Here is a 24832-nt window from a genome sequence, read left to right on the forward strand (position 1 = left end):
CGGCCTCTTCCCGCCCGGCGAGGGCGTCCGCGGCGGCCCCTTCCCGCCCGGCCAGGGCAAGGGTTTCCTCCCGCCCGGCCCGGGCACCCGTTCCGTCGCCCGTCACCGTTTCCGCCTTCATCCGCCCCACCTTGTTGTTCACACCCGGCTGCGCCGGTCTCACCGTCACGTCGCGCGCGCCCCGTTCCGGGCCCGTTGATCACCTAGATGGCCGGTCCGGCCTCCGCGTTCCGTCCCCGGCGCGCTGTGACCGTTCGGTCATACTCCGCCGCCCCGGTTTGACGATCACTCACCTCGTCTGCACTATTCCACTAACACCTTAGTGGAATAGTGCGGGAAGGAGACCATGGAGTTCCGCGTGGACCGGCGCAGCGGCGTCGCCACCTATCTGCAACTCGTCAACCAGGTCAAACAGGCCCTGCGCCTGGGCGTGCTGGAGCCGGGCGACCGGCTGCCGACGGCCCGGGAGGTGGTCGCGGCCACCGCGATCAACCCCAACACCGTCCTCAAGGCGTACCGGGAACTCGAACGCGAGGGCCTCGTCGAACCCCGCCCCGGCGCGGGCACGTTCGTACGGCGCTCGCTCTCCCACCCCCAGACGGCGGCGGACTCGCCGCTGCGCACCGCCCTCGCCGACTGGGTGGCACGGGCCCGCGAGGCCGGACTGGACCGAGAGGACGTCACGGCGCTCGTCACGGCCGTCGTGGACGACAGCTTCAACCCCTCCGGGCCCGCGCCCGGACAGTCGAGAGAGGACACGGCGTGAACGATCCCCACCAGGCGCCGGACGACCCCGCCGCCCCCGCCCTTTCCGCGGCCGGCCTAGGACGGGACTTCCCGGGCCGGCACGCGGCGGCCCGGCGGGCCCTGTGGGGCTGTGACGTGGAACTTCCCCCGGGCCGCGTCACCGCCCTCGTCGGCCCCAACGGCGCCGGCAAGAGCACCCTGCTCCAGCTCGCGGCCGGCCTGCTGCGCCCCACCGCCGGGCGGGTACGGGTCTTCGGCCACGCCCCGGGCACCGCCGAGGCGCGCCGCCGCACCGCCTTCCTCGCCCAGGAGAAGCCGCTCCACGCCCGCTTCACCGTCGCCGAAACGCTTCGCCTCGGCCGCGAGCTGAACCCCGGCCGGTGGGACCAGGCCGCCGCCGAACGCCTCGTGCGCGGCGGGAAGATCCCCTTCGACGCGCGGATCGGCTCCCTCTCCGGCGGCAGCCGCACCCGGGTGGCCCTGGCCCTCGTCCTCGGCAAGCGCGCCGACCTGCTGCTCCTCGACGAGCCGCTCGCCGACCTCGACCCGCTCGCCCGCCACGAGGTCATGGGCCTGCTGATGGCCGAGGCCGCCGAACGCGGCACGGGCATCGTGATGTCCACGCACGTGCTCGCGGAACTGGAGGACGTCTGCGACCACGTCCTGCTCCTCAGGGACGGAACCGTCCGCCTGGCCGGCGACATCCAGGACCTGCGCGAGGGGCACATCCGGCTCACCGGCCGCGCCGACCCGATGGAACGCGACGGCCTGCCCCGCGCCTTCGACCGGAGCACCGTCGTGCACGCCGCCGTCGCCGGCCGCCAGGTCACCGCCCTCGTCCGGCGCCCGCCCGCCGGCCCGAACACCACCGGTTCCGCCCCCGACGGGCGCTGGATCGCCGAAACCCCCTCCCTGGAAGCCCTGTTGCTCGCACACCTCCACACCCCCGAGCCCGACGCCGACACCCCCGCGAAGGAGGCCGCCGCGTGAAGGGCGTGCTCTGGCTGGCCTGGCGCCAGCAGCGGCCGATGATCCTCTCGGGCGCCGCCCTGCTGGCGGCCTGCGCGGCCTGGGTGGCGTACCGGCGCTCCGAGATGACGCGGCTGATCGACCAGTACGGCTGGACCCCCTGCCCCGGCTGGAACGGCGGCTGCGAGAGCCTCGCCACCTTCGAGATCCTGGAGGGCAACACCACCGCGATCCGGGTCCTGGGCACCGCCGGCCTCCTCCTGCCCGCCGTCATCGGCGTGTTCTGGGGAGCGCCGCTCATCGGCCGCGAACTGGAGACCGGCACCTTCAAGCTGGCCCTCACCCAGGGCGTCGGCCCCCGCCGCTGGTTCGCGGCCCGCTTCGGCCTCGCCGCGCTCTGCGCCGTACTCGCCTCGGTGGTCGTCGCCGCCCTCGTCGCCTGGTGGTGGCTGCCCATCGCCAACACCCTCGACGGCCTGTACTGGCACGACGCCCCCGTCTACAACGCCACCGGCCCCGCCCCCGTGGCCTGCGCGCTCTTCGGCCTGGCCGCCGGGACCCTGGCGGGCCTGCTGGTGCCCCGGGTGCTGCCCGCCATGGCGGCGGCGCTCACGGCCATCGGCACGGCCATGGTGTTCACCACCTACTTCCGCCGGAGCTGGATCGACCCGGAGACCCGGATCACCCCGGGCATGACCCCCAAGCGGCTGATCGGCAGCGGCTGGTCCACGGGCCAGTTCGGCTACCTCACCCCCGACGGCCGGGAGCACTCCATCAACACCGTCTGCCAGACCTCCGGCGAGGAGCTCCGGCAGTGCATGGCGGAACACGGGTTCGTCGCCCGCTACCACAAGGTCTATCCCAGCGGTGACTTCTGGACCTTCCAGTGGATCGACTCCGCCCTCTACCTCGGGGCCGCCGCCGCGCTCGTGGCCCTGACCCTGCTCGTCCTGCGCCGCCGCACCGCCTGACCGGCGCAGGCGCCGCACCGACCGCGCACCCGCGAGCCGCACGCACGCACGCACGCACCGTACGACCGAGCACCCCGGAGGAGACCCCTCATGGCCACCAAGAAGAACCTCACCGCCGACCGGGCCAGCGTCGGCCACAAGGTCCGCTACGCACTGGGCAACCCGGCCCGCATCGCCCCGTACGTACGCCGCGCCGCCCGCGACGGCTGGCTGCGCTTCAAGCACCCCGACCACGTGGGCTACTACCGCGCCGTCATGGCCTCCGACGCCGGCCGCAACCCGGAGGCCGCCGTCGGCAGCCAGACCCACGAACGCTGGCTGGCCCTGGGCAAGATGCAGTTCGACTACCTCACCGGCCACGGCCTCTCGCCGCGCCACCGCATGCTCGACATCGGCTGCGGGAACCTCCGCGCGGGCTGGCGGTTCATCGAGCACCTCGACGCGGGCCACTACTACGGCATCGACATCTCGCCCGACATCCTCATAGCCGCCAAGCGGACCCTGTCCGGGCGCGGGCTCCAGGACAAACTGCCGTACCTCACGATCACCCAGGACCTCACCCTGGACTTCCTGCCCGACCGCCACTTCGACGTGGTCCACGCGCACAGCGTGTTCTCCCACTCGCCGATCGGGATCATCGACGAGTGCCTGGCCCACGTGGAGCGGGTGCTCGCGCCCGGCGGCTGGTTCGACTTCACCTTCGACCGCACCGAGGGCGCCGAACACCAGGTGCTGCGCGAGGACTTCTACTACCGCACCGAGACCCTGGTCGCCCTCGCGGCGGGGCACGGGCTGAAGGCCCGGTTCATGGACGACTGGGAGACCCTCGGCCACGGCCAGTCCAAGATCCGCGTCACCGCCGGCTGACCGGCCCGGCCCTGTTCCCTGTCCGGGGAGACGCAAACGCCGATTCCCGGACAGGGGCTCCGCCGCCCGGCATCTGCTCGAAGCTGCGTGCTCTCCCAGTACTTCGAGCAAGTTCCTTCACCAACCCCGCAGGGATCGCTATCTTTCCGGGTGCATGCCAAAGCGGTTGTCCGCTATCCGGACCGCACGAGGAGCTGCCCCATGAGTCAGACGCGTCCGCCGAGCACGACGAGACCGACCACGAGGCACGACCACCCCCGCACCCGGCACGACCCCCCACACCCCCGCGGCCGCGCCCGCACCCGGCTCGCGGCCCTGCTCGCCGGCGCCCTCGCCGTCGCCGGTCTCGCGGCGGCCGGACCGGCCACCGCCCGCGCGGCCACCGCCCCGGCGGCCCCGTCCGCCACCGCGGGCTCGGCCACCGCCCTGTCCCGCTCGGGCGGCACCTTCACCGTGAGCACCACCAGCGGGGCCAAGGCCCGCGTCACCGTCGCCCGCGCCGACATCTTCCGGCTCTGGCTGTCCCCGGACGGCTCCTTCACCGACGACCCGGCCGGCACCGACCTCGCCCCCACCACCGACTTCGGCCCCGTGGAAGCGAGTTACACCGACGCGGGCACGTACTACCGGATCACCACCGGCTCCCTCTCCATCCACGTCAACAAGTCGCCGCTGATGTTCTCCGTCTACCGCGCCGACGACTCCACCCCCGTCTGGCAGGAGACCCAGCCCACCAAGTGGGGCGGCGGCAAGACCGTCCAGACCCTGGCGCGCGGCGCCGACGAGCAGTTCTACGGCACCGGCCTGCGCCTCGGCGAATGGGCGCTGCGCGACAAGACCGTCCCCGTGGCCGTCGACAACAAGTGGCGCGAGAACGACAACGCCAGCCCCGCCCCCTTCTACATGTCCACCAACGACTACGGCGTCATGCGCAACACCTGGGCGCCCGGCTCGTACGCCTTCAACGCCCCCACCACCCTCACCCACGACGAGAACCGATTCGACGCCTGGTACTTCACGGGGAACTCCCTCAAATCCGTCCTCGACGCCTACACCGACGTCAGCGGCAAACCCTTCATGGCGCCCCTGTGGGGCTTCGAACTCGGCAACGCCGACTGCTTCAACGCCTCCAACCCCGCCTACCAGGGCGACCACGACCGGCTCCGCCACCAGACCACCCCCGACGTGGCCGGCTACGCCGCCGACGCCCGCGCCGCCGACATGCCCTCGGGCTGGTTCCTGCCCAACGACGGCTACGGCTGCGGCTACACCGCGCCCCTGAAGTCCACCGTCGACGCCCTGAAGGCCAAGGGCTTCCAGACCGGCCTGTGGACCTCCACCGGCCTCGGCTCCATCGCCGACGAGGTGGGCACGGCCGGGACGCGCGGGGTCAAGACCGACGTGGCCTGGATCGGCGGCGGCTACAAGAGCGCCTTCCAGGGCGTCCAGCAGGCCGTCGACGGCATCGAGAAGAACTCCGACGCCCGCCGCTACGTCTGGACGGTCGACGGCTGGGCCGGAACCCAGCGCAACGCCGTCGTCTGGACCGGCGACACGTACGGCACCTGGGACGACATGCGCTGGCACGTCCCCGCCATCGCGGGCGCCGGCCTGTCCGGCCTCAACTACGCCTCCGGCGACGTCGACGGGATCTTCGGGGGCAGCCCCAAGACGTACGCCCGCGACCTCCAGTGGAAGGCGTTCACCCCCGCCTTCATGACCATGTCCGGCTGGGGCGCCGTCAACCCGTCCGCCGGCTACCAGGACAAGCAGCCCTGGCGCTTCGCCGAACCGTACCTCTCCATCAACCGCAAGTACCTCCAGCTGAAGATGCGGCTGATGCCCTACCTGTACACGATGAGCCGCGTCGCCCACGACACCGGCGTCCCCAGCACGCGCGCCATGGTCCTGGAGTACCCCGACGACCCGGTGGCCCGGGGCAACCTCACCAGCGGCCAGTTCATGGCCGGCGACTCCTTCCTCGTCGCGCCCGTCGTCTCCGACACCTCCGTGCGCGACGGCATCTACCTGCCCGCGGGCACCTGGACGGACTACTGGACGGGCAGGACGTACGCCGGGCCCGGCTGGCTGAACGGCTACCGGGCACCCCTCGACACGCTGCCCCTCTTCGTCAAGGGCGGCGCCGTCGTCCCGATGTGGCCGCAGATGAACTACGGCGGAGAGAAGCCCGTCTCCACCCTCACCTACGACATCCACCCGCGCGGCGCCTCCTCCTTCAGCCTGTACGAGGACGACGGCCGCACCCGCGCCTACGCCACCGGCGCCTACGCCCGCCAGCGGGTCGACGTCTCCGCCCCGGAGCGCGGCTCCGGCACGGTCACCGTCAATGTCGGCGCACCTGACGGGAGTTACGCCGGGCAGCCCGCCTCACGCGGCTACGAACTCACCCTCCACGTGGCCACCGCGCCGACCGCCCTCACGGCCGACGGCGCGGCCCTGGCCCGGCTGACGAGCAAGAGCGCCTACGACTCCGCCGCCACCGGCTGGTTCTTCGACCCGGCCGACCGGGGCGGCGTCCTGTGGGTCAAGACCGGTACGAAGACGGGCGCCTTCAGCGTCACCGCCACCGGCACCGCCGTCCCCGCGGCCGACCCGATCCCCGTCACCTCGTCCCCCGTCCCGTCCTCCGGCTGGAGCGTGGTCTCCGCCGACAGCCAGGAGACCGCCGCCGAGAACGGCGCGGCCGTCAACGCCTTCGACGGCGACCCCGCCACCTTCTGGCACACCGCCTGGTCCGCCGGCAAGCCCGCCCCCCTCCCGCACGAGATCAGCATCGACCTCGGCGCCCGCTACACCGTCGACGGCCTCGGCTACCTGCCGCGCCAGGACGGCGGCGTCAACGGCAGGATCGGCGGCTACGAGGTCTACGTCTCGGACACCACCACCGACTGGGGCACCCCGGCCGCCACCGGAACCTTCGCCGACACGGCGGCCGCCAAAACCGTCACCCTGGCCCCCCGCACCGGCCGCTACCTGCGCCTGAGAGCCCTGACCGAGGCGGGCGGCCGGGGCCCCTGGACCAGCGCCGCCGAAATCACCCTGACCGGCCGGCCCACGCCCCTGCCCGCCGACGCCACCCTCGTCAACGCGGCCTCGGCGAGCTGCCTCGACCTCCCGCACAGCGCCACCGCCCCGGGCACCGCCCCCACCCTCTACTCCTGCCACGGAGGCCCCAACCAGCGCTGGACCCTCCAGAGCGACGGCCGCCTCACCGGGCTGAACGGCGTCTGCCTGGACGCCGCCGACCCGGCCCGGGTCACCGTCCAGCCCTGCGCGGGCACCCCCGCCCAGACCTGGCAGCCCGGCCCGGACGGCAGCCTCCGCACGGCGGGCCGGTGCCTGACCCCGTCCGGCAACGGCACGGCCGACGGCACCACCCTCACCCGCACCGCCTGCACGGGGGCCCCGTCCCAGCGCTGGACCTTCACCCCCTGAGCCCCCTCCCGGAGCCCGGCCCGGCCCCCACGCCGGGCCGGGCTCCGGCCTCCTGCGACCCGCGCCCCGGGAGCAGCCGGGCCGCCGCCAGGCCCAGCCCCGCCAGGGCGGCCAGGACCGCGAGCGGCCGGCCGGCCGGTGCCGCGCCCGCCGCCCCGGCCCCCGCCGCGGCCGCGATGCCGAGCGAGGGGCCGACGTTCATCGCCGTCTGCTTGAGCCCGCCCACCACACCCGCGAACCCGGGCGGGGCGTCGCCCACCACCGTCCCCGTCGCCGTGACCATCACCGTCGCGAACCCGGCCCCCAGCAGCCCGAAAGCCACCCCGCCGCCCGAGTCCAGCCCCGCGATCCCGAGGACCACCAGCGCGGTCCCGGCGAGCGCCGTGCGCCGGGCCCCGAACCGGCGCAGCGCGGCGCCCGCCACCGGCGCCCCGGCGATCATCAGCGCGGTCAGCGGCAGCACCCGCAGCCCCGTCTCCAGGGGACCCAGCCCCCGTACGTCCTGGAGCAGGAAGGTGACGGTGAACAGCGCCCCGGACATCCCGGCGGAGACCACCAGCAGCAGCGCCATCGAGGCCGCCACCGGCCGCGACCGGGCCACCTCGGCCGGCACCAGCGGCTGCCCCGCCCGCCGTTCGGCGCGTATGAAGAGCGCGCCCAGCCCGGCGGCCGCCCCGAGCCCCAGCAGCGTCCGCGGCGCGGTCCACCCGTACGCCGGTACGCCCGACAGCGCGTGCACCAGCCCCGCCAGGGCCAGCGCGAGCAGGGCCGGACCCCCGGCCCCCAGCCGGGCGGGCCCGCTCCGCCGCGGCGCGGGCACCCGTACGGCGAGCGCCAGCGCGGCGACGGCCAGCGCGGCCGGGACGTTCAGCACGAACACCGACCGCCACCCGAACCGCGTCACCAGCACCCCGCCCAGCAGCGGCCCCGCCGCCGCGGCCACCCCGATCGCGACGGTCCGCACCGCCACCGGCCTGCCCAGCAGCTCCGGCGGGTAGGCCAGCCGCAGCAGGGCCAGCGTGGCCGGCTGAGCCAAGGCCCCGAACAGCCCCTGGAGGGCACGCAGTGCGATCACCCAGCCGACGCCGGGCGCCACCGCGATCCCCGCCGAGGCCGCCGCGAAGCCGGCCACCCCGGCCACCAGGAGACGGGTGTGCCCGTACCGGTCCCCGAGCCGGCCCGCCAGGACCAGGAAGGCGGCGACGGTGAGCAGGTACGCGGTGCTCGTCCACTGCACCTCGGCCACGCTCGCCCCGAGATCGCGGCGCAGGGCCGGCTGCACCACCATCAGCACCGTGCCGTCGAGGGCGACCAGCGCGGCCCCGCCCACGCTCGCCAGGAGCGCGAGCCGCCTCATGCCGGCACCGAACCGAGATGGGCGTCCAGGGCGGCCGCCACCAGGCGGTCCACGTCCACCCGTCCCTCTCCCTCCCCGAGGGCCAGCGACAGACTGCCCCAGGCCCACAGCTGGGCCACCCCGTGCAGATTGGCCCACAGCGCGGCGGCCGTCACCCCGGGTGCCGCCGCGCCGCACCGGCCGACCAGGGCGGTCAGCAGCTCGAACAGCGGCCGCGTCGACTCCCGCAGCCGGGGTCCCGCCTCCGCCGGGTCCCGGCCGGTGCCGTCGAGGAGGTCGTGGCGGAACATCAGCTCGAACATCCCGCGCCGCTCCAGCGCGTAGCCCACGTACGCCCGCCCCAGCGCCCGTACCTGCGCCCTGGGCTCCGACTTCCCGGCCAGGGCCACCACGAAGCGGGCGGAGAGGTCCTCGAACCCCCGCCGGGCGATCGCCGACAGCAGGGAGCGGTGGGTGGGGAAGTACCGGCGGGGCGCCCCGTGCGAGACCCCCGCCCGGCGCGCGATCTCCCGCAGTCCCAGCGCACCCGGCCCCTCGGCCGCGAGCAGCTCCACGCCGGCGTCGACCAGCCGCTCGCGCAGCGGGCCCCCGGGCACCTCTTCCTTGATCGTTTCCATGCGCAGTGTCTACCAGCCGGTAGTAGACAATGTCTACTCGCTGAAATGCCTGGTGCGGACCGTGGGGGACGGGAGATCATCCCCGGATGACCACAGAAACGATCACCGCGGCCGCCTCGGGCACCTGGACCCTGGGCGACATGACGGTCAACCGCATCGGCTTCGGCGCCATGCGCGTGCCCCAGGACGGCCCCGCCCTGCGGCCCGACGCCGTGCCCCGCGACCGGGGCCGGGCCGTCGCCGTGCTGCGCCGCGCCGTCGAACTCGGTGTCAATCACATCGACACCGCCGCCTTCTACTTCTCCCCGCTGCGCTCCGCCAACGAGCTGATCAACCGCGCGCTGGGCGGCCCCTACCCCGACGACCTGGTCATCGCCACCAAGGTCGGCCCCCGCCGCGACCCCTCGGGCGAGTGGGCCGAGCACGCCCGCACCCCGCGCGAGCTGCGCGGCCAGGTCGAGGAGAACCTCCGCCAGCTCGGCCGCGACCACCTCGATCTGGTGAACCTGCGCGTCCTCGGCACCGACTCCGTCGCCGACCGCTTCGGCGCCCTCGCCGAACTCCGCGACGCCGGCCTCATCCGCCACCTCGGCGTCTCCAACGTCACCCCCGAGCAGCTCGCACAGGCCCGGGCCGTCGCCCCCGTCGTCTGCGTGCAGAACATGTACGGCATCGGCGTCCGCCCCGAGTACGACGCGTTCGTACGCTCCTGCGGCGAGCAGGGCATCGCCTTCGTGCCCTTCTACTCCATCGCCGCCGCCGGGCGCGAGAACGGCGCCGCCGGCTCCGAGAGCGAGGTGCTGACGTCGATAGCCCGGGCCCACGGCGCGAGCACCGCGCAGGTCCGCCTCGCCTGGACCCTGCACCGGGGACCCCACCTGCTGGCCATCCCCGGCACCGGCGACCCCGCCCACCTCGAGGCCAACGTGGCCGCCGGCGCCCTGCGCCTGACCGGGGACGACCTGGCCCGCCTGGAGACCCTCCACCGCGCCGGGGCGTAGCGGCCCGCGCCCCCGCCGGCGTCCGGCACAATCGGCGGATGAGCCATGAAGCCCCCCGCGACCCCGCGCCCGGTTCCCCCGAGGCCGACCCCTACCTCTGGCTGGAGGACGTCACCGGCGAGGCCGCCCTCGACTGGGTGCGGGAGCGCAACGCGGAGACCGTCGCGGCGCTGACCCCCGACCCCGCGTTCAAGGTGCTGGAACGCGAGGTGCGGGAGGTGCTCGACGACGACGGCCGGATCCCGTACGTCGTCCGGCGCGGCCGCCACCTGTACAACTTCTGGCAGGACGCCGACCGGGTGCGCGGCATCTGGCGCCGCACCGGCCTGGAGGAGTACCGCACCGAGCGGCCGGACTGGGAGACCGTCCTCGACCTGGACGCGCTGGCCGGGGCCGAGGGCGAGAAGTGGGCCTGGGCCGGCAGCAGCGTCCTGGCCCCGGACCACCGCCACGCCCTCGTCATGCTCTCGCGGGACGGCGCCGACGCCTGCGTGGTGCGCGAGTTCGACCTGGAGGCGCTCGAGTTCGTCGAGGACGGGTTCACCGTCGAGGAGGCCAAGACCCGGGCCGGCTGGATCGACGCCGACCACCTCTGGATCGGCACCGACTTCGGCCCCGGCTCCATGTCCCCCTCCGGCTACCCCCTCCAGGTCCGCCGCTGGCGCCGGGGCACCCCCCTGCACGAGGCCGAACTCGTCTACGAGGGCCGCCCCACCGACCTGTCCGCGTCCGGCTGGCGCGACCACACCCCCGGCTTCGAACGGGACTTCGTCTCCCGCGGCATCGACTTCTGGAACCAGGAGCTGTTCCTCCTCCCCGAGGCCCCCGCAGCCCCCGGAGCCCCCGCGGCCCGGCCGGAGAAGATCGACGTCCCGGACGACGCCGTCGCCGGCGTCCACCGCGACTGGCTCCTCGTCAACCCCCGCTCGCCCTGGCTCGGACACCCCGCCGGCAGCCTCCTCGCCTTCGGCTTCGACGCCTTCCGGGCCGGCGACCGCACCCCGCAGGTCCTGTTCACCCCGGACGAGCGCACCGCCCTCGCCGGCTACGACTGGACCCGCAACCACCTCATCCTGCGCACCCGCGCCGACGTCTCCTCCCGCCTGGAGCTCCTCACCCCCGGCCCGGACGGCTGGACCCGCGCCCCCCTGGCCGGCGTACCCCCGCTGTCGACGGCCACGGTGACCGGGACCGACCCGGACGGGAGCGACGAGTACTTCCTCGACGTCACCGGCCACCTCCAGCCCTCCACCCTCTACCGGGGCGAGGCCGGGACCGGCCGCGGCGAGACGCTCAAGCAGGCCCCGGCCCTCTTCGACACCGAGGGCCTCGCCGTCAGCCAGTACTTCGCCACCTCGCCCGACGGCACCCGGGTGCCCTACTTCGTCATCGGCCCCGAGGACCGCCCCGGCCCCGGACCCGCCCTGCTCTACGGGTACGGCGGCTTCGAGGTCTCGATGGTCCCCCACTACAGCGCCGTCACCGGCCGGGCCTGGCTCGCGCGCGGCGGGACGTACGTGGTCGCCGGCATCCGGGGCGGGCGCGAGTACGGGCCCGCCTGGCACCAGGCCGCCCTCGGCGCCAACCGGGTCCGGGCCTACGAGGACTTCGCCGCCGTCGCCCGCGACCTCACCGCCCGGGGCATCACCACCCCCGCCCAGCTCGGCATCGAGGGCGGCAGCAACGGCGGCCTCCTGATGGGCGCGATGCTCACCCGCGAACCGGAACTGTTCGGCGCGGTCGTCGCCCACGTCCCCCTCCTCGACATGCTCCGCTTCCACAAGCTCCTCGCCGGAGCCAGCTGGACCGCCGAGTACGGCGACCCCGACGACCCCGCCGACCGGCCCCACCTGGAGGCCATCTCCCCGTACCACCGCATCCGCGCCGGCGGCCCCCCGTACCCGCCGCTGCTCCTGCTCACCTCCACCCGCGACGACCGCGTCCACCCCGGCCACGCCCGCAAGGCGGCCGCCCGGCTGCGCGAGTTCGGGCACCCGGTCCTCTTCCACGAACACCTGGGAGGCGGCCACTCCGGGGCCACCGACCACGAGCAGACGGCCTTCAACGAGGCACTGGTGCACACCTTCCTCTGGAAGCACCTGACCCCGCCGAGCTGACCGCCGCCGACCGCGCCGCTAGGCGTGGGCGCGGGCGACGAGGAGGGCGACGTCGTCGTGGGTGTCCGGGCGGCGCAGGGCGGACAGGAGCAGGTCGCAGGTCTCCTCGATGGGGCGGTGCGGGCCCGCCAGCAGGTCGGTGAGGGTCAGCAGCCGGGTGTCGATGTCCTGGTCGCGGGTCTCCACCAGGCCGTCCGTGTAGAGGACCAGCTCGTCGCCCTCGCCGAGGGTGAAGGCGCTGGTGTGGAAGGGGACGCCGCCGACCCCCAGGGGAACGGCCGTCGTCAGCTGGAGCAGCCGGGGGTGGCGTCCGCTGCGCAGGTGCACGGGCGGCAGGTGTCCGGCCGTGGCGATGTGGCACAGCCGGGTGTGCGGGTCGTAGACGGCGTACACGCAGGTGGCCATGGCCTCGCCGAGGTCGGCGGTGGCCGCGTCGAGGTGGGTCAGGACCGTCGCCGGGTCGAGGCCGAGACGGCCCAGCGCCCGGGCGGTGGCGCGCAGCTGTCCCATCGTGGCGGCGGCGTTGATGCCGCTGCCCATCACGTCGCCGACGACGAGCGCGGTGCGGTCGCCGGTGAGGGGGATGACGTCGAACCAGTCGCCGCCGGTCTCGTCGGCCGCGCCGGCCGGCTGGTACCGGTAGGCGATGTCCAGTCCGGGGGCGGCTGGGGGGTGCTGCGGCAGCAGGTGGCGCTGGAGGGCGAGGGCGGCGTGCCGCTGGCGCTGGTACCAGCGGGCGTTGTCGATGGACACGGCGGCGTGGGCGGCCAGTTCGGAGGCGAGCAGGACGTCGTCCGGGCCGAACGGGACGGGGTTGCGGGCCCGCTTGAGGTCGAGGGTGCCCAGCACCTGGCTGCGGGCGATCAGTGGGACGGCGAGGTACGAGTGCACCCCCGCCTCGCCCAGCAGCCGCGCGGCGTGCTCGTCACGGGCGATGCGCGGCAGGTCCTCGGGCGTGACGTGCGGGACGAGGACGGGCCGGGCGGTGCCCGCGCAGCGGGCCACCAGCCGGTCGGTGCGGTAGAGGGCCACGTCGCCCACGGGGTCGGCCGCGTCCTCGGCGGGGGTGCGGTAGCCGGCCTTGACCGCCAGCGCCCGGAACCGTACGGCCCGCTCGGCCGGGCCGTCGCCCGGGCGCCCGCCCGTGAGCACGGTGTCGAGGACGTCGACGGCGGCGATGTCGGCGATCTCCGGCACCGCGACGTCGGCCAGCTCCCGGGCGGTGATGTCCAGGTCGAGGGTGGTGCCGATGCGCACCGAGGCGTCCGCGATCAGCGACAGGCGGCGCCGGGCGTGGGCGGCGGAGACGGCGGCCCGGTGCTGTTCGGTGACGTCCACCACGGAGACGGCGACGCCGATCACCCGGGCGGACTGGTCCTCCAGCCGGTAGATCGACACCAGCCAGGCGCGTTCACCGGCCTCCTCGGAGATCCGGCCGGTGGTGAAGTTGTCGAGGACCGGGACGCCGGTCTCCATGACCTCCCGCATCCGGGCCTCGACGGCCGGGGCGTCCAGGAAGGGGAGGATGTCGGCGATCCGCTGCCCGAGGTGGCGTTCGGACGGCACCCCGTTGATCCGCTCCAGGGCCGGGTTGACCAGGACGTACCGCAGGTCGGCGTCGAGGACGGCCAGGCCGATGGGGGACTGGTCGACCATCCGCAGGGAGAGGGCCAGGTCGCGTTCGACCCGGCGCAGGGTGGCCTGCTCGGAGGCGAGCCCGAGTGCGTAGGTGCCGCCCTGGTCGGCCTGGAGGCGCATGTTGCGGAACTCGACGAGGACGGTGTGGCCGTCGCGGTGGCGCACGGGGAAGGACCCGGCCCAGGCGCCCTCGCCCGCCATGACCCGGGCGAACAGGCCGAGGACCTCGTCCCGGTTCTGCTCCTCCACGAGCAGCGTGGCCGCGTACCGGCCCAGGGCCTCCTCGGCCGGGTAGCCGAAGAGGGTGGCGGCCTGCGGGCTCCACAGCCGGATCCGGCCCTCGGAGTCCAGCACCACCGCGGCCACCCCGAGGACGTCGAGGAGTCCGCCGGCCGAGGGGGATCCGGCGGGCGCGCGGGCGGCGGGCGGGGGAGCAGGGGGATCCTGCCCGGGGCCGTCGGCCGGCGGGGCGGGCTGCTCATCGGCCATCACCGGCCTCCTCACCCGGACGGAGCTCCTTCCATGCTGATGCCCCGTCCCGGGCCCGGCGACCCGGCGGGGGCCATCGGGGAGGGGCCGGGGCGCCGCCGTGTGCGCGGCGCCCCGGCCGGCCGGTCAGTGGAAGAGCATGGAGGCGCCCCCGGCCGCCGTGGTGACGGAGCCCGGGCACAGGAAGCTGCCCGAGGCCTTGGTGGCGGTGAAGGCGCGGTTCACGTACTTGCGGGTGGTCCCGTCGCGGTCCCACACGATGTTCGACGCCTTGTAGCGGCAGGAGACGAAGCTCTGGCTCCCGGTGATGTCGATCAGGTCGGTGCGGGCGGTGGCGGTGGCGTCGTCGAACGTGAAGGCCGGGTTGTTGTTGAGGGAGGCGGTGATCCCGCCGTCGCAGGCGAGGTTTCCGCCGGGCTTGTTGATGCTGGTGCGGTCGACGGTGAGGGCGGTGGGGGGATTGGCGCTGGTGCGGGCGTTGGTCCAGGTGCAGGTGTTGCCCGAGACCACGATGACGCCGTCCGCCTTCTGGTCGGCGGCGGGGCCGAGGGCGGCGGCGCTCGTGACACTGCCGGCGGTGGCCGCGAGGGCCAGGGCCGCTATGGCGAGTTTCGCGCGGTGCATCATGTCGCTCCTCCGTGACACGTCCTTGTGGGGGTGTGGTGCGAGGGCGGTGCCGAGTGCGCAGGGAGCGTGCCACAGGGGTGTCGAGAAGTCATGAGAGATGTCATGCGCGTGTCAAGCATGGCCGGAATCCGGCGGTCGGCGGGTGGTGATCGGGGCGCTGATGGCGGGGCCGGTGGGACAGGTGGGGGTGGTGGGGGTGGTGGGGCCGGTAGGGGTGGAGGGCGGGGCGGGCGGGTCGGTCGGGCTCAGGGAACGTCGGTGTCCGGCGGTTCGGCCTCGTAGACGTGCGGGGCGTCGCCCTGCCACTCGATCGTCGAGGGCGGCCCGCCGAGGACCACCTCGTCGGGGTCCGGCACCTCGGCACGCCGCAGGAACTCGATGACGTCGGGGTCCGAGTGCGCCAGGCCCAGGACCGTCTCGCGGCCCCGGGCGCGCAGACTCACCCGGCGGCCGCCCGACGGTGAGACGCGGTGTACGACGATCGGCGCGTGCTCCATCCCTCCACCCTGGATCCGGCCGGCGACGGCCGCATCCGGGCGGGGCCGGGCGGCGTCGCCGCAGGCCGGAGTACCCGCGCGTACTACCGGGGGAGTACGCCGCGAACGCTACGCAGGGGTGACGCGGGTGACGGCGGCGCCCGACTAGCTTGATCGTATGGAAACGCGCAGCACACGTCCCGGACCCCCGTGGCGGCAGTGGGCGGAGCGGACCGGGCGGGGCCCGGCCTGGCGCTCCGCGCTCCTCGTCGCCGTCCTGGCCCAGGCCGCCAGCGGATGGGCCGCCCAGGCACAGCCCGGCCGGCTCCCGCTGGACGCCTTCGCCCGGATCCTGCTCCTGCTCGGGCCCGCGCTGCTGGTGGTGCGGCACCGCCACCCGGTGCCCGTCGCCTACGGGGTCGTCGCCGTCACCCTGGTGTACCTCGGGGCCGGTTACCCCTACGGCCCCGTCCTCGCCGCCCCGGCCGTGGCCTGTTTCGCCGCCCTCATAGCCGGGCGCCGCAGGGCCGCCTGGGGTGCGGTCGGCCTGCTCTGGGGCGGACACCTGCTCCTCGCGCACTGGCTCTACCGGTGGCTGCCGCCCGCCGGGGACGGCCCGGCGCCCTGGGGGCAGGAGCTGGGCCTGACCGCCTGGGGCCTGGCCATGGTCGCCCTGTCCGAGCTGTTCCGCGCCCGCCGCGAGCAGTGGGCCCGCGAGCGGGCTGAACAGGCGGCCGCCGCCCGGCGCCGGGCCGACCAGGAGCGGTTGCGCATCGCCCGCGAACTGCACGACGTACTCGCCCACAGCATCTCGGTGATCAACGTCCAGGCCGGCGTCGGACTCGCCCTGCTCGACACCGACCCCGAACAGGCCCGTACGGCCCTGACCACCATCAAGGCGGCCAGCAAGGAGGCGCTCGGCGAGGTCCGCCAGGTCCTCGACACCCTCCGCGCCCCCGGCGCCGCCCCGCGCGCCCCCGCCCCGGGCCTCGACCGCCTCCCCGAGCTGGTCGAACAGGCCGCCGCCACCGGGCTCACCGTCTCCACCGAGACCGCCGGGCGGGCGCGACCGCTGCCGCCCGGAGCGGACCTCGCCGCCTTCCGCGTCCTCCAGGAGGCCCTGACCAACGTCGTGCGGCACTCCGCCTCGCGCACCGCCCGCATCCACCTCGGCTGGCGGCCCGACGCCCTCGAACTGCGCGTGGACGACGACGGCCCGGCCACCGGTGATCCCGCCGGCGGCAGCGGCAACGGCCTCGCCGGAATGCGCGAACGGGCCGGCGCCCTCGGCGGCACCGTAGAGGCCGGCCCCCGCCCCGACGGCGGCTTCCGCGTGCGGGCCACCCTCCCCCTCAACCCCGAAACCGCACCCGCACCCGCACCCGCACCCGAACCCGGCCGGGAGGCCCCGTGATCCGCGTCCTGCTCGCCGACGACCAACTGCTCGTCCGGGCGGGGTTCCGCGCCCTCCTCGACGCCCAGCCCGACATCGAGGTGGCCGGTGAGGCGGCCGACGGACGCGAGGCCGTCCGGCTGGTCCGGGAGCTGCGCCCCGACGTGGTCCTCATGGACATCCGCATGCCGGTTCTCGACGGACTCGCCGCGACCCGCTCCATCACCGGGGACGAGGCGCTCGCCGCGGTCAGGGTGGTCATGCTGACCACCTTCGAACTCGACGAGTACGTCTTCGAGGCGATCCGGGGCGGCGCCTCCGGCTTCCTGGTCAAGGACACCGAGCCCGAGGAACTGCTGCGCGCGGTGCGGGCGGTGGTCGCCGGGGACGCCCTGCTCTCCCCGGGCGTCACCCGCCGCCTGATCGCCGAGTTCGCCGCCCGCTCCCGCGAACCGGGCCCCGCCGAGGGGCTGGAGCGGCTCACCGACCGGGAGCGGGAGGTCATGGCCCTGGTCGGCGCGGGCCTGTCCAACGAGGAGATCGCCCGCCGCCTGGTCGTCAGTCCGCTCACCGCGAAGACGCACGTCAGCCGCACGATGGTGAAGCTCGGCGCCCGCGACCGCGCCCAGCTGGTGGTCCTGGCCTACGAATCGGGCCTCGTCCGCCCAGGCTGGCTGGGCTGACGTACTCCCTGGGGAGTACCCGAGGTGCAGCCGGCCGTACGACGCCCCGGACCCCTGTCGCGGGCCACTCTCGGACCAGAACGAGACACCGTCACTCCCGAGGAGCTGAACCACCGTGAACCCCCTCACCACCCTCGCCTACGGCGGGCCCGGCCCGTGGATCCTGTTCGCCCCGCTGATCTGGGCGGCGGTCGTGGTCACGGTCTTCACCGTGCTGCGCCGCACCGCCTGGCGCGGCGGCCGCCGGGCGCCGTGGCAGGCGGCCCGCGAAGCCGCGTACGGCGGCCACTCGCCGATCGCGGTCCTGGGCCGGCGCTTCGCCTCCGGCGAGATCGACGAGGACGAGTACTGGCGCCGCCTCTCCGTCCTGGACGAGCAGTTCGGCCGCCCCCTCAAGGACGGCCCGGCGCGGTGACACCGCGCCCGGGCCGGGGGCGCGTGGCAGGCTGGAGCCATGTGCGGCCGCTACGTCTCCACCCGCAGCCCCGAGGACCTGACGGGCCTCTTCGCCACGGCCCCGCCCGCCCCTGACCTGGTCATCCCGCCGAGCTGGAACGTCGCTCCCACCGACCCGGTCTGGGCCGTGCTGGAGCGCGCCGACCGGGAGAGCGGGGTCCTGGAGCGGCAGCTGCGGCCCCTGCGCTGGGGGCTGGTGCCGTCCTGGTCCAAGACCGCGGACGGCGGCGCCCGGATGATCAACGCGCGGGTCGAGACGGTCGGTGAGAAACCCGCCTACCGCCGCGCCTTCGCCAAACGCCGCTGCCTGCTGCCCGCCGACGGCTTCTACGAATGGGAGGCCGTCCCGGCCACCGCCACCGCGAAGGCCTACAAGCAGCCGTACTTCATCAGCCCCGAGGACGGCTCGGTCATGGCGATGGCGGGCCTGTACGAGTTCTGGCGCGACCCCGCCGTCCCGGACCCGGACGACCCGGCCGCCTGGTGGTCGACCTGCACCGTCATCACCACCGAGGCCACCGACGCGGCGGGCCGCGTCCACCCCCGCATGCCGCTGGCCCTCACCCCGGCGCACTACGACGCCTGGCTCGACCCCGCGCACGAGGACCCCTCCGCCCTGCGCGCCCTCCTGACCACCCCGGCCGCGGGCCGCCTGCAGGCCCGCGCGGTCACGACGGCGGTCAACAGCGTCCGCAACAACGGCCCCGAACTCCTGGCCGACGCCCCCGCCGCGCGGTGACGGACTCGTCCACCGCGCTCCGACTCGCGATGTAGGGCCTCGATCAGGGCGGCCGTCCGCTCCGCTCACACCGTCCGTACGGTGACGCCGGCCGCCGCCAGCGCGTCGGTCGCGTCCTGCGGCGCCGCCCGGTCGGTGACCACGGCGTGCAGCGCGGCGGCCGGCAGGACATGGGCGAGGGCGGTGCGCGAGAGCTTCTCGGACTCGGTGACGGCGACGACCCGGCGGGCCGAGGCGATCGCCGCCCGTTTGACGGCGGCGTCGGCCAGGTCGTAGGCGGTCAGCCCGTCGGCCGCCGACAGCCCGCAGCAGCCGATGACCGCGGTGTCGAAGCGCAGCGCGGCGAGCGAGGCCTCCGTCAGCGGCCCGGTCAGCGCGAGTTCCCCGCGGCGCGGCGCCCCGCCGGGCAGCAGCAACGTCAGCCGGGGCGCGTCGGCCAGGGCGTTGGCGGCGTGCAGGGACAGCGGCATGACCGTGAGCCTGCGGTGGTGCAGCGCGCGGGCCACCTCGAGGCAGGTGGTCCCGCTGTCCAGGACGACCGACTCCCCGTCGGCGATCAGGGCGGCGACCTCGGCGGCCAGACGCCGCTTCACCTCCAGCCCGTCGCGGGCGCGCAGCGGGAACGGGGTCTCCTCGCCGCGCAGCAGCAGGCTGCGGGCCCCGCCCCGGTAGCGCTCCAGCACCCCCTGCGCGGCGAGGGCCTCCAGGTCGCGGCGGATCGTCATCTCGGAGGCGCCGGTGAGCTCCGCGAGCTCGGCGACGCTACGGCTGCCCCCGGCGCGCACGGCGTCGGTGATCTGCCTCAGGCGGTCTGCACTCATCCTCCGATTGAACAGTCGGCATGATTGAAACGCAAGTATCGAACAGAAATTATGTTTGTTATGTTCGATCGCATGGAGATGACCGCACTCAGGAAGGCCCGCGCGGCCACCACGGCCTGCTTCGCCCTCAACGGATTCGTCATGGGGATGTGGATCGTCCACATCCCCCCGGTGGAACAGCGCACCGGCGTCGGCCACGCCCTGCTCGGCTGGCTCCTGCTCCTCCTGGGAGCGGGCGCCTTCGCCGGGATGCGGATCGCCGGCCCGCTCACCGACCGCTTCGGCGCCCGCCTGGTGGTCCCCGCCGGCGCGGCCCTGTGCAGCGCCGCGGTGCTGCCGCCCGCCCTGGCCGCCGACGCCCCTTCCCTCGGCGGGGCCCTGCTGCTGCTCGGCTTCGGCAACGGCTGCCTGGACGTCGCCATGAACACCCACGCCGTCCAGGTCGAACGCGGCTACGGGCGGCCCGTCATGTCGGCCTTCCACGCCGTGTTCTCCATCGGCGGCGTCCTCGCCGCCCTGGCCGGCGCCCTCGCCCTCGGCTCCGGCCGTTCCCCCGCCGTCACCCTGGGCGCCACCGCCCTCGGCGGAGTCCTCCTCGCGCTCCTCCTCGCGCCCGCGCTCCTGCCCAAGGAGCCCGCGGCCGCCATCACGCGGCCCGCCACCTCCCGCATCCGGCGCCGGACCCCGCCGCGCATCCGGATGCTCGCCGTCCTGGCCTTCCTCCTGATGCTCTGCGAGGGCGTCGCCAACGACTGGAGCGTGCTCCACCTGCGCGACTCCTTCGGTGCGGCCCCCGCCACCGCCGCCCTCGCCTACGGGGCCTTCGCCACCGCCATGACCGCCGGCCGGCTCCTCGCCGACCGCGTCACCGCACGGACCGGGCCCGTCGCCGTCCTGCGCTACGGCGCCGCGCTCGCCGGCGCCGGCCTCGCCCTGGCCGTCGCCGCACCCGCCGCGCCGGTGGCCCTGGCCGGCTGGACCCTCTTCGGCGCGGGCCTCTCCGGCTGTGTCCCGCAGTTGTTCAGCGCCGCCGGCCACGCCGACCCCGACGCCGCCGGTGCCAACGTGTCGCGCGTCGCGGGCCTGGGCTACCTCGGCATGCTCGCCGGCCCCGCCGTCATCGGCCCGCTCACCCGCCTCGTACCGCTCGGCCAGGCCCTGCTGCTCCCCGTGGCCTGCTGCGCCTTCGCCGCCCTGGCCGCCCCCGCACTGCGCCCCCGCCCGGACGGCACGCCGGGCGTCGCGCCGGCCGCCGCCGCGCCGGGTTCCCACGGCGGGCCGATAGTGGAGCTGTGAGCGACGAACGGACGGGGGACTCCCCGGGGGCGGGCGCGACCTGGTCGGGGACCGAGGGCGCGCGGGCCTTCGCCGCGGTGGAGGCGGCCACGGACTGGCTGCTCGGCTACCCCTTCGTCTTCCGGGCCCTGTCCCGCCGGATCGGCGCGGGCGCCGTCCTCGTCGACTACGGCTGCGGGCCCGGCAAAGTGGCCGGCCATGCGGCCCGGCGGCTGGGCGTGCGGGTGATCGGGGTGGACACCTCGCCCGAGATGCTGGAGCTGGCCCGCGCCGCGGAATCCGCCGTCGCGGAGTTCCACCTGGTCGAGGACGGGCGGACGGAGGGCCTCGACGACGCCTGCGCCGACGCGGTGATGTGCAACCACGTCCTCGCCTCCCTGCCGGACGAGCCGGCGGTGCTGTCGGTGTTCACCGAGGTCCGCCGGCTGCTGCGCCCCGGGGGCCCGTTCGTCCTGCTGTCCACCGACCCGGACTGCGGGGGCGCGGAGTACGCCTCCCTGCGGATCGGCGATCCCGGCACGGTCCACACGCCCGGCCAGGCGCTGACCGTGTGGCTGCGGCGCACCGACGGCTCCTGGCAGGAGGTGCGCAACCACGCCTGGCCCGTCGGCCGGCTCCCCGGGCTGCTGGAACGGGCCGGATTCCGGGACGTGGTCCAGGAGCGTCCGACGGTCGGGGAGGCGCTGGAGACCGCCGACCCGGACCTGGTCCGCAGCCGCCCCTGGACCGCCGAGCGCGAGCGTCCCCCGCTCGTGGTGACCACGGCGCTGGCGGCCTGAGCCCCGACCCCCTCGAACGACCCGAACACCCGTATGTCAGGCAAAAGTTCGACTTGAAAGTCGTTTCATCGAAAGTCGGACAATCATGTGGCCGGTATGGGAGGCTGCTGCGCGCGGCGGCGCACCGATACGCGCGGCCGTCACTGGGGAGGTCATATGCGTGGATCACTGCTGCGGAAGTCCCGTGCCGTACTGGCAGGCTCGCTCATGGCGCTGGGAGCCGTCGGCCTCAGCGCCGCCCCGGCCAGTGCCTGGTCGGGCGGGAACGTCTGGGTGAACTTCGGCAGCTGGAACTGTCCGGCGGGCGGATCGGTCGTCGGCGTCTACTGGGCGGTCGACACCTATTCGAGCGGCCCGGCCGGGGGTGACTGGGGCGACAACGTCATCTACCCGCGCGTGCGGGTGGGTTCGGGCTCGTTCAACACCCTGAGCTACCAGACGATGTGCAAGAAGTGGGGCTGGTACACCTACCGGGGGGTGGTGTCCCAGCGCACCCTGACCCCGTACAAGTCGGGTCTGAGCTACACCTACTGACGGGCACTGAGAGACCGGCGGCGGCGTCCCCTTTCCGAGGAGGGGGCGCCGCCGCCCCGCGGTTCAGCGCCTGAGGATCCGGCGCGAGACCAGGTTGCCGAGGAGCTGCGCCGACTGCACGAGGACGATCAGGACCAGCACGGTGACCACCATCACCGAGGTGTCGAAGCGCAGGTACCCGTACGTCATGGCCAGGTTGCCCACCCCGCCGCCGCCGACCGTCCCCGCCACCGCGGAGAAGTCGATGAGCGCGACGAGCATGAACGTCAGCCCGAGCACCAGCGGCCCGAGCGCCTCGGGGACGAGCACCGTGAGCAGGATGCGCAGCGGGCCGGCGCCCATGGAGCGGGCCGCCTCGATGACGCCCGGCTCGACGGAGAGCAGGTTGGACTCCACGATCCGGGCGATGCCGAAGGTGGCCACGATGGTCATGGGGAAGACGGCGGCGTCGGTGCCGATCATCGTGCCGACCACCGCCCGGGTGACCGGGGCCAGGGCCACGATCGCGATGATGAACGGGATCGGGCGGATGACGTTGATGAACGTCCCCAGTACCGCGTGGACGGCCCGGTTGGGCAGGACGCCGCCCTTGCGGGTCGCGTAGAGGGCGAGCCCGACCGCCAGGCCGCCGACGGTGGAGAGCGCCAGCGTGATCAGCACCATGTAGACGGTCTCGCCGGTCGCATCGAGGACCTTGGGCCAGAACGTGCCCCAGTCGGCCTTCACCGCACACCACCCGCCTTCGCGACGGAAGCGATGGAAGTGACGGAAGCGGCTGACGTGCCGGAAGCGGCGGGAGCGGCCGACGTGCCGGAGGCGGCGGCGAGACCGGCGGCCACGGCCTCGACCGCCGCCTCCTCACCCCGCAGTTCGAGGGTCACGCTGCCCAGCGGGCGTCCGCGCACCTCGCCGACCCCGCCGTGGACGAAGGCGAAGTCGACGCCGTGGCCGCGCAGCAGCGGCGCGAGGGCGTCCATGGCGGGGGCGCCGTCGACCACCGGCACGGTGACCAGCCGCCCGGGATGGCGCTCGCGCAGCCGCTCCAGCAGCGGGCCCTGCGGCGCGCTGTGCAGGGCGGAGCGGACGAAGGCGGCGGTGGTGGGGTGCCGCGGGCGCGCGAACACGTCGTAGACCTCGCCGCTCTCCACCACCCGGCCGTCCTCCATGACGGCCACCCGGTCGCACAGGCCGCGGACGACCTCCATCTCGTGCGTGATCAGCAGGATGGTGACCCCCAGCTCCCGGTTGACCCGGCGGAGCAGAGCCAGCACCTCGCCGGTGGTCTGCGGGTCGAGGGCGGAGGTGGCCTCGTCGCACAGCAGCACCTTGGGGCGGGTGGCCAGCGCGCGGGCGATGCCGACGCGCTGGCGCTGTCCGCCCGAGAGCTGCTCGGGGTAGCGCCCGCCGTGCCCGGACAGGCCGACGAACGCGAGGGTCTCCTCGGCGCGCGCCCGGGCGGCAGCGCGGTCCAGCCCGGCCAGCCGCAGCGGGTAGAGGACGTTGCCGAGGACGGTGCGCGAGCGGAAGAGGTTGAACTGCTGGAAGACCATGCCGATCTCCCGCCGTACGGGGCGCAGTCCGCGCTCGCCGAGGGCGGCGAGGTCCCGGCCGTCCAGCAGGACGCTGCCCGAGGTGGGCTCCTCCAGGCCGTTGACCAGGCGCAGCAGGGTGGACTTGCCGGCGCCGCTGTGGCCGACGACGCCGAAGACGGTGCCCGCCGCGACCGTCAGGCTCACTCCGTCGACGGCGACGGATCCGCCCGGGAACTCCTTGCGGACCTCGCGCAGTTCGACGACCGGGTGCGCGGGGGTGGCGGGGGTGGTCACCGGGCCGCCAGCTGCTTCGTGATGCGGCTGAGTTCGGCCCGGAGCTCGACGGCGGGCAGCTCGATGTGGTGGGCGGTGCCGTTGCTGGTGCGGCGGACCTCGTCCTGGACGGCCTGGGAGGCGTACAGCTTCACGATCTTCTGGAAGTCCGGGTCGTCCTTGCGGTCGGCGCGGGCGGCGATGACGTTGAGGTACGGCAGGGCCTGGGGGCTCGTCGGATCGTCCTTGTACAGGGCGGTCTTGGCGTCGATCCCGGCGAGCTGCGCGACCCCGTCGTTGATGACGGCGGCGTCCGCGTCCTGGAGGGTGCGCGGGGTCTGCTGGGCGTTGACCGGGGTGATCTTGACGTGCTTGGGGTTGGCGGTGATGTCGTCGGGGGTGGCGAAGAGCCCGGCGTCCTTCTTGAGTTCGATCAGCTTCGCCTGCTCCAGGACGTGCAGGGCGCGGCCCTGGTTGGAGGGGTCGTTGGGCAGGGTGACCGAGGCCCCGTCGGGCAGGTCGGCGAGCTGCTTGTGCTTGCCGGAGTAGAGCCCGAGCGGGACGACGGTGGTGGCGGCGACGGGGGTGATGTCGGTCTTGTTCGCGGTGTTCGACTGGGCGAGGAAGACCAGGTGCTGGAAGGCGTTCAGGTCGATGTCGCCGGCGGCGAGGGCCTTGTTGGGCAGCGAGTAGTCGTCGAAGACGACCGGCTCGACGGTCAGTCCCTCCTTCTTCGCCTCCTTGGCGAGGACCTCCCACTCGGGGGAGTCGCCGGAGACGCCCACGCGGATGCGCTTGCCGTCCGAGCCCCCGAGCCCGCAGCCGGAGACGAGCAGCGCGAGGGCGGTGGCGGTGGTGGTGAGGACGAGCGCGGTACGGCGGCGCGGTGTTGCAGCAGACATCGTGGGATCCAGAGGTAGAAGAACGCGTCAAGCGAGGTACCTCTGAACAGTAGGCATGGATCCCGGTATTGGCTTGATATGAAAGATCGTAT

At 74.5% G+C, this 24832-nt stretch carries 23 protein-coding genes; 14 read left to right on the forward strand and 9 right to left on the reverse strand.

Annotated elements, in window-relative coordinates:
• Positions 1–346 precede the first annotated feature (346 nt).
• From ABT403_RS00320 to ABT403_RS00340, 5 genes are all read left to right on the forward strand, one after another.
• The gene (locus tag ABT403_RS00320; protein ID WP_344167902.1) at positions 347–766 is read left to right on the forward strand and encodes a GntR family transcriptional regulator; all 420 of its coding nucleotides are present in this window, start codon (positions 347–349) and stop codon (positions 764–766) included.
• Positions 763–1737 carry an ABC transporter ATP-binding protein gene (locus ABT403_RS00325; RefSeq protein WP_425580322.1) on the forward strand — a complete coding sequence of 325 codons (975 nt, stop codon included), beginning with the start codon at positions 763–765 and terminating at the stop codon, positions 1735–1737. Before ABT403_RS00320 ends, ABT403_RS00325 begins: the two co-directional genes overlap by 4 nt.
• Positions 1734–2687 carry an ABC-2 membrane transporter-related protein gene (locus ABT403_RS00330; protein ID WP_344167899.1) on the forward strand — a complete coding sequence of 318 codons (954 nt, stop codon included), beginning with the start codon at positions 1734–1736 and terminating at the stop codon, positions 2685–2687. Before ABT403_RS00325 ends, ABT403_RS00330 begins: the two co-directional genes overlap by 4 nt.
• A gap of 90 nt (positions 2688–2777) precedes the next feature.
• A complete protein-coding gene (locus ABT403_RS00335; protein ID WP_344167896.1) occupies positions 2778–3554 on the forward strand; it encodes a class I SAM-dependent methyltransferase in 777 nt (258 codons plus the stop codon).
• A 201-nt stretch (positions 3555–3755) separates the two neighbouring features.
• The gene (locus ABT403_RS00340) at positions 3756–7010 is read left to right on the forward strand and encodes a TIM-barrel domain-containing protein (RefSeq protein WP_344167893.1); all 3255 of its coding nucleotides are present in this window, start codon (positions 3756–3758) and stop codon (positions 7008–7010) included.
• Here ABT403_RS00340 and ABT403_RS00345 read toward each other — a convergent pair.
• On the reverse strand, positions 7000–8367 hold the full coding sequence (locus tag ABT403_RS00345) for an MFS transporter (protein WP_344167890.1): 1368 nt from the start codon (positions 8365–8367) through the stop codon (positions 7000–7002). The two genes, ABT403_RS00340 and ABT403_RS00345, sit on opposite strands and share 11 nt — an antisense overlap.
• Positions 8364–8984 carry a TetR/AcrR family transcriptional regulator gene (locus tag ABT403_RS00350; protein ID WP_344167887.1) on the reverse strand — a complete coding sequence of 207 codons (621 nt, stop codon included), beginning with the start codon at positions 8982–8984 and terminating at the stop codon, positions 8364–8366. The genes ABT403_RS00345 and ABT403_RS00350 overlap by 4 nt, the downstream gene beginning before the upstream one ends.
• 86 nt (positions 8985–9070) lie before the next feature.
• On the opposite strand from ABT403_RS00350, the gene ABT403_RS00355 reads away from it, so the two are divergent.
• Both ABT403_RS00355 and ABT403_RS00360 read left to right on the forward strand, forming a co-directional pair.
• A complete protein-coding gene (locus tag ABT403_RS00355) occupies positions 9071–9985 on the forward strand; it encodes an aldo/keto reductase (RefSeq protein ID WP_344167884.1) in 915 nt (304 codons plus the stop codon).
• A gap of 38 nt (positions 9986–10023) precedes the next feature.
• A complete protein-coding gene (locus ABT403_RS00360) occupies positions 10024–12102 on the forward strand; it encodes a prolyl oligopeptidase family serine peptidase (protein ID WP_344167881.1) in 2079 nt (692 codons plus the stop codon).
• A gap of 18 nt (positions 12103–12120) precedes the next feature.
• Here ABT403_RS00360 and ABT403_RS00365 read toward each other — a convergent pair whose 3' ends face one another.
• From ABT403_RS00365 to ABT403_RS00375, 3 genes are all read right to left on the reverse strand, one after another.
• Positions 12121–14229, reverse strand: a complete 2109-nt coding sequence (locus tag ABT403_RS00365) for a SpoIIE family protein phosphatase (protein WP_344167879.1) — start codon at positions 14227–14229, stop codon at positions 12121–12123.
• 126 nt (positions 14230–14355) lie between these two features.
• Positions 14356–14853 carry a hypothetical protein gene (locus ABT403_RS00370; RefSeq protein ID WP_344167876.1) on the reverse strand — a complete coding sequence of 166 codons (498 nt, stop codon included), beginning with the start codon at positions 14851–14853 and terminating at the stop codon, positions 14356–14358.
• 248 nt (positions 14854–15101) lie between these two features.
• Positions 15102–15353 (reverse strand): hypothetical protein, encoded by a 252-nt coding sequence (locus ABT403_RS00375; protein ID WP_344167873.1) that lies wholly within the window; start codon positions 15351–15353, stop codon positions 15102–15104.
• Between the two features lie 157 nt (positions 15354–15510).
• Between ABT403_RS00375 and ABT403_RS00380 the strand changes: the two genes are divergently transcribed.
• From ABT403_RS00380 to ABT403_RS00395, 4 genes are all read left to right on the forward strand, one after another.
• On the forward strand, positions 15511–16746 hold the full coding sequence (locus ABT403_RS00380) for a sensor histidine kinase (RefSeq protein ID WP_344167870.1): 1236 nt from the start codon (positions 15511–15513) through the stop codon (positions 16744–16746).
• Positions 16743–17408: a response regulator gene (locus ABT403_RS00385; RefSeq protein WP_344167867.1), complete on the forward strand. Its 666-nt coding sequence runs from the start codon at positions 16743–16745 to the stop codon at positions 17406–17408. The genes ABT403_RS00380 and ABT403_RS00385 overlap by 4 nt, the downstream gene beginning before the upstream one ends.
• Positions 17409–17523: 115 nt before the next feature.
• Positions 17524–17823 carry an SHOCT domain-containing protein gene (locus tag ABT403_RS00390; RefSeq protein WP_344167864.1) on the forward strand — a complete coding sequence of 100 codons (300 nt, stop codon included), beginning with the start codon at positions 17524–17526 and terminating at the stop codon, positions 17821–17823.
• Positions 17824–17862: 39 nt separating this feature from the next.
• The gene (locus tag ABT403_RS00395; RefSeq protein ID WP_344167861.1) at positions 17863–18603 is read left to right on the forward strand and encodes an SOS response-associated peptidase; all 741 of its coding nucleotides are present in this window, start codon (positions 17863–17865) and stop codon (positions 18601–18603) included.
• 65 nt (positions 18604–18668) lie between these two features.
• Here ABT403_RS00395 and ABT403_RS00400 read toward each other — a convergent pair whose 3' ends face one another.
• The gene (locus ABT403_RS00400; RefSeq protein ID WP_344167858.1) at positions 18669–19424 is read right to left on the reverse strand and encodes a DeoR/GlpR family DNA-binding transcription regulator; all 756 of its coding nucleotides are present in this window, start codon (positions 19422–19424) and stop codon (positions 18669–18671) included.
• 72 nt (positions 19425–19496) lie between these two features.
• On the opposite strand from ABT403_RS00400, the gene ABT403_RS00405 reads away from it, so the two are divergent.
• The 3 genes from ABT403_RS00405 to ABT403_RS00415 all read left to right on the forward strand — a co-directional run bounded on the left by ABT403_RS00405 (position 19497) and on the right by ABT403_RS00415 (position 22033).
• Positions 19497–20720 (forward strand): MFS transporter, encoded by a 1224-nt coding sequence (locus ABT403_RS00405; RefSeq protein ID WP_344167855.1) that lies wholly within the window; start codon positions 19497–19499, stop codon positions 20718–20720.
• Positions 20717–21499 (forward strand): class I SAM-dependent methyltransferase, encoded by a 783-nt coding sequence (locus ABT403_RS00410; protein WP_344167852.1) that lies wholly within the window; start codon positions 20717–20719, stop codon positions 21497–21499. The genes ABT403_RS00405 and ABT403_RS00410 overlap by 4 nt, the downstream gene beginning before the upstream one ends.
• 156 nt (positions 21500–21655) lie before the next feature.
• A complete protein-coding gene (locus ABT403_RS00415; protein ID WP_344167849.1) occupies positions 21656–22033 on the forward strand; it encodes a hypothetical protein in 378 nt (125 codons plus the stop codon).
• Between the two features lie 63 nt (positions 22034–22096).
• Here the strand turns inward: ABT403_RS00415 and ABT403_RS00420 are convergent, their stop codons facing one another.
• The 3 genes from ABT403_RS00420 to ABT403_RS00430 are packed head-to-tail and all read right to left on the reverse strand — an operon-like array spanning position 22097 to position 24740.
• Positions 22097–22759 carry a methionine ABC transporter permease gene (locus tag ABT403_RS00420; RefSeq protein ID WP_344167846.1) on the reverse strand — a complete coding sequence of 221 codons (663 nt, stop codon included), beginning with the start codon at positions 22757–22759 and terminating at the stop codon, positions 22097–22099.
• On the reverse strand, positions 22756–23859 hold the full coding sequence (locus tag ABT403_RS00425) for a methionine ABC transporter ATP-binding protein (RefSeq protein ID WP_425580321.1): 1104 nt from the start codon (positions 23857–23859) through the stop codon (positions 22756–22758). Before ABT403_RS00425 ends, ABT403_RS00420 begins: the two co-directional genes overlap by 4 nt.
• Positions 23856–24740 (reverse strand): MetQ/NlpA family ABC transporter substrate-binding protein, encoded by an 885-nt coding sequence (locus tag ABT403_RS00430; RefSeq protein WP_344167843.1) that lies wholly within the window; start codon positions 24738–24740, stop codon positions 23856–23858. Before ABT403_RS00430 ends, ABT403_RS00425 begins: the two co-directional genes overlap by 4 nt.
• Positions 24741–24832: the final 92 nt, after the last annotated feature.

This window comes from Streptomyces sp. NPDC000075 (assembly GCF_040301925.1).
Lineage (GTDB): Bacteria > Actinomycetota > Actinomycetes > Streptomycetales > Streptomycetaceae > Streptomyces > Streptomyces polychromogenes.

Coding starts and splice junctions, on each gene's coding strand:
- ABT403_RS00320 (WP_344167902.1), top strand. CDS start 347: ATGGAGTTCCGCGTGGACCGGCGCAGCGGCGTCGCCACCTATCTGCAA.
- ABT403_RS00335 (WP_344167896.1), top strand. CDS start 2,778: ATGGCCACCAAGAAGAACCTCACCGCCGACCGGGCCAGCGTCGGCCAC.
- ABT403_RS00340 (WP_344167893.1), top strand. CDS start 3,756: ATGAGTCAGACGCGTCCGCCGAGCACGACGAGACCGACCACGAGGCAC.
- ABT403_RS00345 (WP_344167890.1), bottom strand. CDS start 8,367: ATGAGGCGGCTCGCGCTCCTGGCGAGCGTGGGCGGGGCCGCGCTGGTC.
- ABT403_RS00350 (WP_344167887.1), bottom strand. CDS start 8,984: ATGGAAACGATCAAGGAAGAGGTGCCCGGGGGCCCGCTGCGCGAGCGG.
- ABT403_RS00355 (WP_344167884.1), top strand. CDS start 9,071: ATGACCACAGAAACGATCACCGCGGCCGCCTCGGGCACCTGGACCCTG.
- ABT403_RS00360 (WP_344167881.1), top strand. CDS start 10,024: ATGAGCCATGAAGCCCCCCGCGACCCCGCGCCCGGTTCCCCCGAGGCC.
- ABT403_RS00365 (WP_344167879.1), bottom strand. CDS start 14,229: ATGGCCGATGAGCAGCCCGCCCCGCCGGCCGACGGCCCCGGGCAGGAT.
- ABT403_RS00370 (WP_344167876.1), bottom strand. CDS start 14,853: ATGCACCGCGCGAAACTCGCCATAGCGGCCCTGGCCCTCGCGGCCACC.
- ABT403_RS00375 (WP_344167873.1), bottom strand. CDS start 15,353: ATGGAGCACGCGCCGATCGTCGTACACCGCGTCTCACCGTCGGGCGGC.
- ABT403_RS00380 (WP_344167870.1), top strand. CDS start 15,511: ATGGAAACGCGCAGCACACGTCCCGGACCCCCGTGGCGGCAGTGGGCG.
- ABT403_RS00395 (WP_344167861.1), top strand. CDS start 17,863: ATGTGCGGCCGCTACGTCTCCACCCGCAGCCCCGAGGACCTGACGGGC.
- ABT403_RS00400 (WP_344167858.1), bottom strand. CDS start 19,424: ATGAGTGCAGACCGCCTGAGGCAGATCACCGACGCCGTGCGCGCCGGG.
- ABT403_RS00405 (WP_344167855.1), top strand. CDS start 19,497: ATGGAGATGACCGCACTCAGGAAGGCCCGCGCGGCCACCACGGCCTGC.
- ABT403_RS00415 (WP_344167849.1), top strand. CDS start 21,656: ATGCGTGGATCACTGCTGCGGAAGTCCCGTGCCGTACTGGCAGGCTCG.
- ABT403_RS00430 (WP_344167843.1), bottom strand. CDS start 24,740: ATGTCTGCTGCAACACCGCGCCGCCGTACCGCGCTCGTCCTCACCACC.